Raw genomic sequence first — 13,166 nt, 5'->3', positions numbered from 1 at the left:
ATTTTTCATATTTACATAAAAATGTAAGTAAAGAGTATGTTTTTCCCCACTAAATATTAGCAAGTGTTTATTTAGTTAAGAGTATTGGCAAGCAATTCGAAGATGTCATCCATTTCCTCCATTTGAAGTCCTTTCAGACTAAAATCACTTGGAGTCCGCTCTACTTCTTTTTTCTGCGAGCAATGAGTGATGATCGACCGGAGATGTTTTCGATAGTTCTCACTCAATTGATGAATAGACTCTTCTCTAAATTGCTCCTCGCTATAAGTAAACGTGATGAGAAGCTCTCCACCTTCGATTCTTCCCGTAATATTCAAAGCGGTATAAATCTCGGAATCGGGACTCAGATTGTTCTTTCCATCCGCACCGAGTGTATTGCCTGAACTATAGGGAGAACGGGTAAACTGTTCACTGTTAAGGCCTGAGTCAAACTGACCCAAGTAGTTAAATGTCACTTCGGGCTGCAAGGAAAAGGACAAGGAACGTCGTTTTTCCGGTTCTGTCATATACTTTATAATTTCATAGCCAATGCCTTTATTGGGGATCTTCCTCAGGTTTTCTTTCATGCATTTGATATGCTCAGGTAAGTGACGAATTTGACTCAAATCTAGTAAAACGGGATATTGGGACGTAAACCAGCCTATTGTTCTTGTCACGTTAGCCTGTTCGATCACATCCTCGCGCCCGTGCCCTTCCAGATTAATGACGATTTGGTCAAGCCTGCTCCACTCTGCGACGGCCAACCCCAACGCTGCCAATAACAGATCATTGATTTCGGTTTGATAAGCAGAATTTGCCTGCTTCAACAATTGTTCAGTTTCCTCTGCTAGTAATCCGACCTGTATGTTTCGGATACTCTTCTGTTTGCTGCCCGCCGTTTCAAAGTCTTTCGGAAGAGAAGCATTCCTTGCACCTAATTCGAGATTCTCCCAATACGGTAGTTCTCTCAGCAACTCATCACTATTCGCATATTCATTTAGCCATACTGCCCAATTTTTAAAAGAATCCGTTTTTTCTGGGAGGACGATATTTTTTCCTGCTAGTACCTGACTGTATGCAGTTGCTAGATCCTCAAACAGGATGCGCCAAGAGATTCCATCCATGACTAAATGATGGATGGCCAAAAATAAATGATCGCCTTGGAGCGTATGAAACAGGGCTACCTTTACCAAATGTCCTTCTTGTAAATTCATGCTGCTATGCAAACGTCTCGTCTCTTCTTCGATCACTTGCTGGATATCCGAATGCGAGGTCAGATCATAGTGTTGGAAATGGTATAATTCGTTGCCCAATCCACGATTCTGCTGAACGATTCTTCCATTCTCGCGCTGATAGACCATGCGGAGCGCGTCGTGATGCGAAAGGATTTTATCCAGGGCCTTTCGGATGGCTTCAGGATCAATTCCCTCTTCGCGATACAGCACATACGATTGGTTCCAATGGAACATATTCGTAAAGTTCTTTTCAAAGAACCATTGTTGAATCGGCGTTAACGTGACAGGTCCTTCTATGATCCCCTGATCGCTTTTTCTCGTCGTACTCTTGACAAAGAGAGCAACCTGAGAAATTGTCGGGTAATTCAGCAAATCTTTCGTATCTAGCTTTAGTTGATAGGCATGCAAACGAGCTGCGACCTGAATCGCTTGAATGGAATCCCCGCCAAGTGAGTAAAAATTGTCGCGAATCCCAATTTTCTCGATCCCCAATATTTCTTGCCAAACGGTTGCGAGAATCGATTCTGTCTGATTTCTAGGAGCTTCGTATGCAGAATTTGTCTGAGCAGTAAAATCAGGTTCAGGCAATGCTTTGCGATCAACCTTGTCATTTGGCGTGAGCGGCATTTTATTCAGCTTCACGAAATAGGAAGGAAGCATGTACGCAGGAAGCTTTTGAGCTGCATATTCTCTGATCTGAGTAGGAGTTACTTCCAATTGCGAAATAAAATAAGCGCACAAATAGGGTTGATCGTGTTGGTCTTCTCTAGCGACTACCACTGCCTCTTTTATTTGGTCATGTTTCAGCAAAACGGACTCGATTTCACCCAACTCTATCCGATGACCCCTGATTTTCACCTGATGGTCGATTCTGCCGAGAAACTCGATTTCTCCATTCGGCAGCCATTTTGCCAGGTCTCCTGTCCTGTACATCTTCTCTCCAGGTACGAAAGGATTCTCTACAAATTTATCGGCGGTCAAATCTGGACGATTCCAGTATCCTCTGGCTAAGCCTACTCCACCAATGCATAATTCGCCTTCACTGCCAATTGGCTGCAGCTGTAGCTCATCATTGACAATATAAGCGCACGTATTTTGAATCGGTTTTCCGATTGGGATCGTTTGATTGACGAGCGTATTGGAAGGTGCCTCCCATATCGTCGCGCAAATGCTTGTTTCCGTAGGTCCATATGCATTTACGTACCTAACTTTGTTTTTCCATCTGTTCACTAAAGGAAAGTTGGCAGCTGAACCTGCCGTAATCATGATGCGAAGTGTTGTAATATGATCTGGGTTGAGGTGAGTTAAATAAGTGGGTGGCAACGTGATGATGGTCAATTCATTTTCAATCAAATAGTTTTCAAAACTGATGAAATCATGAATCGTCTGTTTGGATAGGACGTAGAGGCTGGCACCGGTTAGTAAGGCCATGAACATTTCCCATACCGATGCATCAAAAGACATGCTGGCAAATTGCCCAATCCTATCTGCAGGTGTAACGCCAAACGTGTGTTGGAAGAATGATTGCAAATTAGCGATTCCTTTGTGCTCCAGCATGGTTCCTTTCGGTTTGCCGGTTGTGCCTGATGTATATATGACATAAGCCAAGTCTGTTGGCTTGCTTGGCAAGTGAAGATTGGAATCTGGGCGAGAATCCAGTTTTTCTTCTTCAAGTACAACGACAGAACCACGGTATCCGACGTCATAAACAAGCTGGCTGACGTTTTTCTCGGTGATGACGATTTGGGTCTGACTGTCTTGCAGGATATATTGAATCCGATCACGGGGATATTCGATATCGATAGGAACATACGCTCCTCCAGCCTTGAGGATGGCCAGAATAGCTGTAACATATTCAATGGATTTTTCCATCATGACACCGACAATGCTGTCTGTTGTAATCCCTTTTTCGATCAGTGCTCTTGCTAATTGGTTGGCTTTCCTATTGAGCTCCTGGTAAGTTAAGCGCTCATTTTCATAAACGATGGCAACTCGGTGTGGCACAGCTTCTGCTTGTTCCTCGAACAACTGATGAATCGACTTATCCTGTGGATATTCAGCCTTTGTATCATTAAGCAAGGCTACCTGTTCTTTTTCCCACTCCAAGTCGATGAGATTGGCCTGATTTGCTAACATATGTCCCCTCCGATAATTGGCAAACTTTTGTCTATCATGAAGTGTGACAAAACAATGTGATGGCCAAACAAGTGACAGTTAAGGTAAAAGCGGCTAACGAAAATTCAAGGAAATGAATGTTATTGTAAAAAATGGAAGTATTAGCTCCAATAACATTAAATATAATGGTCGAATGTAACAAAATATGTGGGTATTTGTGTCTTTTTTGTAATTATAACCCATTACTCTATATCTATGGTCATGAACCAATTTTCACCTTCAAATTCTCCAAGATTTTACAAACTTTCACAATGGGGATAATTCCCTGTTTGTATTGAAGTGTTTTCAGGACAAAAGCCTCTTACCATTATCTGGATGAACAGTATCCACTGGTACTCTAGCCTAATGGATTCATAACATTGTTCTTGCAAAAATAACCATCACATCTCAGTATTCGCGAGGTTCTTTTAGTGGTATCACCCCTTCATGAAAAATGCTCCTGCGAAGTCATCGTTATGTTCTGCATACATATTCTTGCGTAGCTCAAACTGTTATTCATTATAGCAGAGAGAATTTTTCTGTACAGATAAAAATAGGGATTTTTTGTTAAAAATGTTTATTTCTAAAAAATATAGATCTTTCAATCACGAAGGACCATAGGCCTATCTAATGGCAAGTACGATATTATTAACTCACGTTTTCGAGGACGTAAAAAGGCCCACACTATGTGTTTCCATACAAAAGTGTGAGCCGTCTGATTGAAAATAAGCCTAAGCACCTAGGGAGGTGTCTATGCCCTTACCCTTATTCTTTTATCACAATGTTTTTCTCCTGCAATCGCTTGTTCGTAGCACTTCTGACAAGCGTATATACGACGGCAAAAGCAGGAATACCAAGCAACATGCCCATTATACCAAATAAACTTCCACCCACTAACAAGGCCAGCATGACCCATAAGCCCGCTAACCCGATGGAATTCCCTACGACCTTTGGATAGATAAAGTTACCCTCGATTTGTTGCAAGACAAGAATAAAAACGACGAACCAAATTGCTTTAACCGGATCAACCATCAAGATGATAAACGCACTGGGAATGGTCCCGATGTAAGCACCAAAGATCGGAATAATGCTCGTTACCCCAATGATCACACTCACCAGAATCGCATATGGCATATGGAACACCCACATGCCGATAAAACAGAGCGAACCAAGTATCAGTGCCTCGGTAAGCTGACCCGCCATGAAACCACTGAATGCTTTGTTCGTAATTTTACCAATTTCTACAGCCTTGTCCGCCCTCTCTTTTGAGGAGTAGGCATATACCAATTTTTTCGCGATCATTGTTAACTTTTCCTTACTGAGCAGCAGGTAAACGGACAGCATCAGACCCATGATGATATCGATAAAGCTGATCGTAAACATTTTCGTGAATTCCAAAATCACCGGAATGGAAGTCAGGAAAAACTGTCCAAACTTGGTCAGAATCTCATTCCACTTCTCGACGAGTGTATTCCACAGATCGCCAGACAAATGAAACTTCGCTGCGATATTATCCACGAATGCCTTCAATGATTCCATATCATTCGGCAGACTAAAGGCAAGCACGGAAATACTCGAGATCAACTGAGGAACAATAAACCACATCAAAAATGTCAAAAAAACCAGAACAGTCGCTAATGTTAACAAAATGGAAAATGGGCGTCTCACTCTCAACCAGATTCGATTGTTTCGCCGATTGATGGGAGCAAATACTCTCTCTTCATAAAATCTCAGTAAAATGTTTAGAATGTAGGCAATGGCGATACCATATATGACGGGATCTAATAAATCAAACATTTCAAAGACGAACAACTTGACAGCCGTAAAATTCCAGAATAAAACGAACAATAGTACGGTGTAAGTTGCGATCATGATGTGTTTCTTCCTATCTGGCCAGTTTATTCTATCCATCATTCTCTTACAGACTCCTAACGATTGTGATTTCTAAGGTGATGGGCTTATCCATAACTTTTCCAACTAGTATGTCCACAGGTATCCTGCAGATTCTCACCAAGCCTCTATTATATCTTGAATACCCTTCAAAAACAAAAAACACCCATGCGTCGGGTGTTTTGTTATGTCAAGCTTTGCTTGTACGCAGCCCGTACCCGTTCGATCTGGGCAAGATGGTCTCGAACATGCTCAACCCGATATTCAAGCAACTCTTTAAAGGTGAACCGCCCTGCATCTGCATAAACTCCTACACGCTCAAATTGATCACTGGTCAACGTCTCCAGAATCGTTTGCATACTACAGCGGAGCATTTGAAATAATTGGAGGTACTGCTCTCGGTCCAACAGATCGTACGCCAAGTTATCCACCCAAGCACGCTGATCAAACGAAATCAAAAGTGGCTCTTCCTCTGCCAATACTTTTTTCAACCGATGTGTAGACAAAATTTCGGAATCCGTTACATGGATAAGGATTTGATGAATACTCCATTTGTCTGGTCCCTGCTTGAAGCGAAGCTCATCCTCGGTCAATCCTTCTATTGCTTCCCGAAGCATGCTGTATCCACGAATATACTCTTCTATCGATACTTCCACTCTTGTCCCCTCCTTGAATTTTACTTATGCTTTCCTGTGATTTTAGGCTGCTCGTATCAATTCCCGATCTCGTTTGCCGTGTAGCCAATGATAAAGTGGGATACTGAAAAGGATGAAGGCAACCATCCCGACGAAAATCGTACGGTAACCTGTATGCGGAACGATAAATCCTAACAGATACGGCCCGATTCCTAAACCTAGATCATACAAAATATAGTAAGTAGAGGTTGCTAAGCCAAAGCGATGGGGAGAGGTCACTTTCACAGCTACCGTTTGGGCAATGGAGTTAAAGTTTCCGAAACCTACTCCAATCAAAGCGGCAGGTAGCAGCAACATCCAGGAAGATGAGGCTTGACTGAATAATAGCATACCAAAGGCAAATATCACCAGGCTGGGGTATGTCACGATGTTCGCCCCCCTTGCGTCCATTAGTTTTCCAGTGAACGGTCGCGAGAGGATAATGACGACGGCGTACACCAAGAAGAAATAACTGGATGCTGAGGAGAGATTAATTTCTTCCGCATAAAAAGATAAAAATGACAAGACGCCCGAATAGCTGAAACCGATTAATAAGGCAATGAATGAAATTGGCAAGGCTTTCGGCTCGATGAATTTCGAAAGCAGAGAACCTTTTGCTTCCTCTTTCACGCTTGTTGAATGTACCGGAACATTGATTTTTGCCATGGCATAAAACATCAAACAAATCAGGGAAAACACGACATTCATCGTAAAGATCCAGGTGAAACCATTATCAAGCCGCAATAAGATCATGCCGAGAAAAGGACCAACCGCAGTGGCTAAGATCGCACTTAAACTGTAATAGCCAATCCCCTCACCCTTGCGAGACGCTGGTAAGATTTGCGCAATAATGGTGCCTGTTGCTGTACTGGCGATACCAACTGCGATCCCTTGCAGCAATCGATTGACCAGTAGCAAACTGATATGGAAAGTGAAAAAGTAAAGTAGCGAAGTGACAGCAAAAAATCCTAACCCAATCCAAAGCGTTTTTTTCGTACCAATGTGACTAATCGCTCTACCGGTGACCAATCGACCAATCAAGGCACCAATAATAAAGATGCTTGAAACCAATCCGGCTGCACTGGTTGAAGCATGAAATTCTGTTTTGGCATAAGAAGCAATCGTAACCATTAGTAAGAAGAACATAAGTGTAAGAAGAAAATTGATGAAAGAAACAATGACGAATTCCTTTGTCCAAAGTCTATCCTTTTTCACTGCTTACCCTCTTCTCTTTAGATTCATGATTAATTTTTCTAGCACTGTGGCTGCTGCGTCTCTTTCCTCCTGTGAGATGCCTTCCATTACTTCTTCCAAGAATGGATCAGTCGCTTCCATAATTGTCTTATGTAGCGCTTCACCCTTCTCTGACAAATACATAATTTTTTGCCGTTTGTCTGTTCCAGATGAAATCGAGATCAATTCACGCGCAGCTAATTTTTGCGCAATCGGTGTAATGGCCGGCTTCTCTACTTGCCAATAATCGGCGACGTCGCTAAAAGTAGCAGATCCGTTATTATTGAGATAACGAATTAAGGTTTTCCGCAACACATTTCTTATTATTGCTTTTCTTCGTGCTTTATTTTCCAAACCCTACACTCGCTAAGGAAGCCACCTTTCATAATCCCTATTATGTGTTTAGCTGGGACGATGCAGGCAATGTCCGCATTACCGATTTGGCGAAAAACGAAATCCTCTCCTCCATTCAGTACTTAGCTGAATATGGCACGATCTACAATGCGATGACCCCTTCCCTTCCAAAAGGAGCCAATCACATAACGTTGGATCAAAGTCCACCATTTCAACCAGGGGCGGCCATCGAAATTCGCTCAGAATCATTTGGTGGCAGGATGAATGCTCCGCTTGTCCATCAGGCTAAAGTGACTGCCGTGCGTGGAAATGACGTGTATTTCTCTCCCCCTACGACAAAAGTCATCGGCAGGAACATTTTTATCAAGCGGGGAAGCCATTGGATTCGCAAATGGGATGACGTAAAGATGGAACACCAGGAGACGGGAAATGGTCATATCGTCAAAGTCACAGGCCATACTCCAATTGCTGTGATTACTACACAATACGAACTGCAAAAAAATAGCCCTGCCATCGACATCACCATCAAAACCACCTACAAGCGAGAAGCAAAGGTTTTTCGAGAAGCGTTTGCCTTGCAATTCAAACCAAAAGTAACCGAAGTATATCGTAAGAATCGGAAAGTGGATTCACAAAAATTCCAGCCTACTTACTGGCTGGATCGCCAAGGTGCGAAATTTGGTCACGGGAAGCAAGCTGCTTTTTTGTACCATACCCCTAACGTTTCGTCACTTGAATTGAATGCAACGCAAAAACAGCTCATCGTGAAACGATCACATCAACGATCACAGATACGTACAACACGGCTCTATGAATCAAGTCGGAAAAGTGCGCCACGCTTCCGAATATCGTGCAAACGATGAGCGGACGAATTCATTCTCGCTGGTGGTAGGGTATCAACCGAAGCTCATGCCGCGATTTATGAGTCAGCCTTCTGGTTTTTTGGCGACGCACGTATGGACAGAGCATGCTGACGAGCAAACGCTCCAAACGAATCGGGCTGTTTATTTCGGATCGGAGAAGATCGCGGAGTCGGCACAAGCAACTGGCGGTTTTGTCAAACACCGGATTCCGGTTACGAAAAGCGTGTTTTACTCGAATCCATATTTTCAAGCGAAATCGCCTGTCAATGTCGCCATTTCGCAATGCCCTGAATTTTTGCAGTTTCTAGATGATCTGAATCAGAACGGTACTGATATTGGTCTACATACCATCTATCCCTACGAAATAAGGCACTACCAAAAGACGACGGAAGATGCATTACAAGTAATGCAAGATCACTTCCAGAGCAGCACATGGATTGACCACGGATATTTGAAGTCCAGCTTTGCGTTTAACACGCTCGACAACCAAACTGCGAATTACTTGGCGCATTTTTGGGAAAAATACGGCACCTCGTATTTTTGGCACTACAGCTCTGAAGATATCGCCAATCCAAATCATGGCCTTGATCTGTACCAAACTGGAAAAGGCGACGCCTTGCGCACCCCTCTCTATTGGAAGCACCCGACAGTCACTGGTCCGTTTTATTCATGGTCGGCTGCCACCATTCCGGAAGATACCCTTTATCTGTATCGAGAGCAAAATCTCAAGCAACTCATTCAAAATCGTGGTGTTTTTATCAACCATACCTACTTGGCAAGAATACCTTCCAAAAAGCAAGGCGGGAAATTTGTCATTCAAGATGCCAAAGGAAACTGGATCATCCATCCCGATTTTGACCGTTTGTTGAAGCGAATGGACACGCTGCGCGATCAAGGCAAATTGTATTTGACGACCGTACGTGAAATCATGGATTATTGGCTCGCCCTCTCTCAAGTCAGAATGGAATATGCTCCAAACGGCTCTATTGTTCTGCACAATGATGGCATACGGAAGATTTCTGATCTTTCCATGGCGACAAAAGCTTCGAAAGTCTATGTGAACGGGATCAAGCCGTCGCAAAAGAAAGCGGATGGCGATCTTATCTTTTGGTTCGATCTGGAGCCGAATGCCGTTGCTGTTATTGCCGCGAACAAAGTGGATAGTATGGCACTCCCGAAATAAAAAGAAAATCGTTGGTACCCGGTGGTTTACGAATCCACCGGTTTTTTTGCCCATTCCCATCGCCTTGCCGCTTGACTCTCCCCTTTACGGGAAAGTTATACTCGAAGATTAGTCAAGTCTCCGTCAAAACACTTCGTTACTATGACCAAGTTCATTTGCTTAAGCCAGCTCATACCGACAAATTTTCAGGCTATCGGTATTATTCGGCTGACCAAATGTTTCAGCTTAATCGGATTTTGGCCTATAAAGAATTGGGGTTCTCGTTAGATCAAATTCGTCAGATGATGAGCGAGCATATCCCGCTCGAACAAATCAGGGGGATGTTTCGGATCAAGCAAAGCGAAATTCAGTCCATTCTGGATAAGGAGCAAGCAAGACTGAATCTCATCAAGGATCGTCTGTATGCCATCGAAAATGAAGGAAAAAGCCTGCCATCGCATGACGTTATTCTAAAAAAAGTAGAGCCTCAGCTCGTCCTATCCTACCGTAAAAGAACTCCATTCAATAAAATACCTGAGCTATTCCAACAGCTGGACGATCATTTGGGGCGTGCTGGTCAATCTTCTCTCTCCAGAATGGTTCTTTGGCATGGCTGTGAGGAGTGCGATGACAACATGGATGTGGAAGTCGCGCGTCTAATTTCTCAGGATTTGCAGACCGAACCACCTTTTACCGTAAAGCAATTGCCGGAAATGCCGTTGATGGCTACGCTCATCCATCATTGTCGGACGACGTGTCGTTGCACGGCGAGTGTCGAATTGGCGATGTGGATTGAACGAAATGGATATCGGATCAAAGAAAACGAACCGCGTCGTGAAATTTGTGTTCGTCGTGAAAATCCAAATGACCCGGACTCTTACGTCTCCGAGCTCCAGATTGCCGTCGAAAAAGCTGGACAATAGAACATGTGGAGAGGAGATTCAGCTTTTGAACAAACAGCAAAAGTTCCTAACTTTTACCTTATTTTTATTGACCTTCGTCCTCGGTACCAGTGAATTTGTCATTATCTCGCTACTTAGTGATCTGGCATCCGAATTGGGCATATCGATTTCAACAGTAGGATCGTTAGTATCAGCCTTTGCCATCGCATTTGCGATTGGTACACCGATCTTAACGGCGATATTCAGCCGGTTTGCCAAGTATCCACTCATGCTGACGTTGATCGGCGTTTTTATTACAGGGAATATTCTTACGGCTTTATCCGAGTCGTATGCCTTGCTTCTTGTTTCCAGAATCTTGACGGCTGTTGTGACCGGGGTTTTGATTGCACTTGCCATGGCGGTTGCCAGTGAAACGATGCCTGCTGAGAAAAGGGGTTCCGCTATTTCTATCATTTTTGCTGGTTTCACGATCGCCAGCGTAGTTGGGGTGCCAATCGGTACTTTTATTGGGCAATGGGGCGGTTGGCAAATGGCCTTTTGGTTTGCCGCTCTATTAGGAGTCATTTCTCTCCTAGCAAGTGCAGCGACCATCCCGAAAGGACTTAAGGGATCGAACAGTTCCTTGCAAAAACAAATCGGGTTATTGACCAATACACGTATTATTATCGCGTTCTTTATTCCGGCATTAAGCATCGGCGCGACCTACACGGTCTATACGTATTTAACTCCTTTGCTGCAAAAAGTGCTCTTCGTACCGAACCAGTATATAAGTCTTGTATTTTTACTGTACGGAGTGATTTCTATCTTTAGCACGTTGATTGGTGGGAAACTGGCAGCTCGCAACGGGATTGGAAAGCTACGGTATGTTTATCTGATGCAAGCCGTCATTCTCGCATCTCCTTATGTTTCGTCGCATTCCCTACTCGGTGGATTCATCAGCTTATCCTTTATGGCGCTGGTCGTGTATATCATGAATTCCACGATGCAATTGTATTTTATTGATTTAGCCGATAAACATTTTCCCGCTGCCAGAGATTTGGCTTCTTCAATAACTCCCGTCTCTGTCAACGTCGGGATCGCCCTCGGATCAGCTTTAGGTGGATTTATAACGACAAACCGGGAACTCATTGATGTTTCTTGGGTCGGTGCGATTGTCGCGATCACGGCATCGTTGCTGACTTTTATCAGCTACAGTTTAGATCGCAAAGCGATCTCCTATCACACAAATGCATTAGAGAGCTGTCAAACACGAAAATAATGCAAATATAGGAAGAAGCTTCCCTTCATGTTTACAGGGAAGCTTCTTATTCCTTCATCTATTGAGATAATTTCACCAAGCTGTAGTTTTTCTTGCCTTTGCGGATAATGATGAAGCGTCCGCCGATAGCGAGACTTGGCGTTACTTCCAGTTCCAGATCGGTAACCCGCTCGCCATTCATGGAGATAGCGCCTTTTGTAATATCCTCACGCGCTTGACGCTTGGATGGCTCAATGCCGATCTCAACGAGCCAATCGACAATGTTCTTCGTTTCGAGGGTAGATTCGTACGTCGGCATTTCTTTGAAGCCTTGCTCGATCTCATCTGCCGATAGCGATTTAATATCACCCGTAAACAAAGCTGCTGTAATGCGCTTCGCCTGCTCGAGCATTTCCTCGCCGTGCACAAATTTCGTCATTTCCTCAGCCAGCGCTTTTTGCGCCTCGCGTTTATGTGGCTCGGTCTGTACTTTTTCAGCCAGCTCTTCAATTTGCTCTTTGGAGAGGAACGTAAAGTATTTCAAGTATTTCACTACATCGCGGTCATCGGTATTCGCCCAGAATTGGTAGAATTCGAATGGTGTTGTTTTGTTTGGATCGAGCCAGATAGCTCCTCCTGCTGTCTTCCCGAATTTCGTACCATCTGCCTTCAGCATCAGAGGAATGGTGAGACCGAATGCTTTTGCTTCTGGTCCTTCCTTTTTGCGAATCAGATCAAGACCGCTCGTGATGTTACCCCATTGGTCGGAACCGCCAATTTGCAGCTGAACATCTTCATGTTTGTACAGATGCAGGTAATCCAGCGATTGCAGAATTTGATAGGAAAACTCCGTAAAGGAAATGCCGCTTTCTAGTCTGCTCGACACAACATCTTTGGCAAGCATCGTATTGATGCTGAAGTTTTTACCGTAATCCCGCAAAAATTCAATGACATTGATTTTGTGCGTCCAGTCGTAGTTGTTCACCAAACGAATTTGGTTGTCGCCTTCTGTAACGAACAGCTTCTTCATTTGTGCGGTAAGTGCATCTACGTTCTCCTGAATTTGTTCCAGTGTTTGCAAAGAGCGCTCGGATTGACGGCCGCTCGGATCGCCAATCGTACCTGTTGCACCGCCGATCAAAATGACCGGACGATGGCCAGCGAGCTGGAAGCGTTTCAGTACCATGAAAGGAATCAAGTGACCAATGTGCATGCTGTCACCTGTTGGATCGACACCACAATATAACGAGACTGCTTTTTCATTCGTTAATTCTCGCAGCCCTTCTGCATCCGTTTGCTGATTGATGGCTTCGCGCCATTCGAGTTCATCGATAATATTCACTGCCATACACTCCTTCAATCTCCTATAGTGAAAATAAAAAATCGCCCCTTGTCTATTGTAGACATAGGGACGATTGAATAACCGTGTTACCACCCAACTTGCACCAATGGACCCATGCGTTAACGCAGGCCATTCATGCCA

The 13,166-nt window shown here is 43.8% G+C and carries 10 protein-coding genes and 1 other annotated feature (1 of these 11 cut by a window edge); of the genes, 4 read left to right on the top strand and 6 right to left on the bottom strand.

Annotated elements, in window-relative coordinates:
- Window positions 1-71 precede the first annotated feature (71 nt).
- From tycA to ACFYU8_RS03235, 5 genes are all read right to left on the bottom strand, one after another.
- Entirely contained in the window at window positions 72-3,350 is a 3,279-nt protein-coding gene (gene tycA, locus ACFYU8_RS03255; RefSeq protein WP_390295866.1) for a tyrocidine non-ribosomal peptide synthetase TycA, read from the bottom strand.
- Between the two features lie 783 nt (window positions 3,351-4,133).
- On the bottom strand, window positions 4,134-5,240 hold the full coding sequence (locus tag ACFYU8_RS03250; protein ID WP_391365298.1) for an AI-2E family transporter: 1,107 nt from the start codon (window positions 5,238-5,240) through the stop codon (window positions 4,134-4,136).
- Between the two features lie 203 nt (window positions 5,241-5,443).
- A complete protein-coding gene (locus ACFYU8_RS03245; protein ID WP_390295870.1) occupies window positions 5,444-5,914 on the bottom strand; it encodes a DinB family protein in 471 nt (156 codons plus the stop codon).
- A 42-nt stretch (window positions 5,915-5,956) separates the two neighbouring features.
- The gene (locus ACFYU8_RS03240; protein WP_390295872.1) at window positions 5,957-7,147 is read right to left on the bottom strand and encodes an MFS transporter; all 1,191 of its coding nucleotides are present in this window, start codon (window positions 7,145-7,147) and stop codon (window positions 5,957-5,959) included.
- Between the two features lie 3 nt (window positions 7,148-7,150).
- Entirely contained in the window at window positions 7,151-7,477 is a 327-nt protein-coding gene (locus ACFYU8_RS03235; protein WP_390295874.1) for a MarR family winged helix-turn-helix transcriptional regulator, read from the bottom strand.
- An 86-nt stretch (window positions 7,478-7,563) separates the two neighbouring features.
- On the opposite strand from ACFYU8_RS03235, the gene ACFYU8_RS03230 reads away from it, so the two are divergent.
- From ACFYU8_RS03230 to ACFYU8_RS03215, 4 genes are all read left to right on the top strand, one after another.
- Window positions 7,564-8,382, top strand: coding sequence for a hypothetical protein (locus tag ACFYU8_RS03230; RefSeq protein ID WP_390295876.1), 819 nt, complete (start codon window positions 7,564-7,566; stop codon window positions 8,380-8,382).
- Entirely contained in the window at window positions 8,330-9,565 is a 1,236-nt protein-coding gene (locus ACFYU8_RS03225) for a hypothetical protein (protein ID WP_390295878.1), read from the top strand. The genes ACFYU8_RS03230 and ACFYU8_RS03225 overlap by 53 nt, the downstream gene beginning before the upstream one ends.
- A gap of 71 nt (window positions 9,566-9,636) precedes the next feature.
- Window positions 9,637-10,467 carry a MerR family transcriptional regulator gene (locus ACFYU8_RS03220; RefSeq protein WP_390297314.1) on the top strand — a complete coding sequence of 277 codons (831 nt, stop codon included), beginning with the start codon at window positions 9,637-9,639 and terminating at the stop codon, window positions 10,465-10,467.
- A 25-nt stretch (window positions 10,468-10,492) separates the two neighbouring features.
- The gene (locus ACFYU8_RS03215) at window positions 10,493-11,704 is read left to right on the top strand and encodes an MFS transporter (protein ID WP_390295880.1); all 1,212 of its coding nucleotides are present in this window, start codon (window positions 10,493-10,495) and stop codon (window positions 11,702-11,704) included.
- A 58-nt stretch (window positions 11,705-11,762) separates the two neighbouring features.
- Here ACFYU8_RS03215 and tyrS read toward each other — a convergent pair whose 3' ends face one another.
- The gene (gene tyrS, locus ACFYU8_RS03210) at window positions 11,763-13,031 is read right to left on the bottom strand and encodes a tyrosine--tRNA ligase (RefSeq protein ID WP_483862279.1); all 1,269 of its coding nucleotides are present in this window, start codon (window positions 13,029-13,031) and stop codon (window positions 11,763-11,765) included.
- A 56-nt stretch (window positions 13,032-13,087) separates the two neighbouring features.
- Window positions 13,088-13,166: a binding site (T-box leader), on the bottom strand (it continues 151 nt past the right edge of the window).

The sequence above is a fragment of the Brevibacillus sp. NPDC003359 genome (assembly GCF_042878995.1).
GTDB lineage: Bacteria > Bacillota > Bacilli > Brevibacillales > Brevibacillaceae > Brevibacillus.
The sequence above is the reverse complement of the archived record's forward strand: the minus strand, read 5'-3'. Positions and strand labels throughout refer to the sequence as shown.

Bases quoted from the DNA above. Each gene is read 5' to 3' on its own strand.
- tycA (WP_390295866.1), bottom strand. From the start codon at position 3,350: ATGTTAGCAAATCAGGCCAATCTCATCGACTTGGAGTGGGAAAAAGAA.
- ACFYU8_RS03250 (WP_391365298.1), bottom strand. From the start codon at position 5,240: ATGATCGCAACTTACACCGTACTATTGTTCGTTTTATTCTGGAATTTT.
- ACFYU8_RS03225 (WP_390295878.1), top strand. From the start codon at position 8,330: ATGAATCAAGTCGGAAAAGTGCGCCACGCTTCCGAATATCGTGCAAAC.
- tyrS (WP_483862279.1), bottom strand. From the start codon at position 13,031: ATGGCAGTGAATATTATCGATGAACTCGAATGGCGCGAAGCCATCAAT.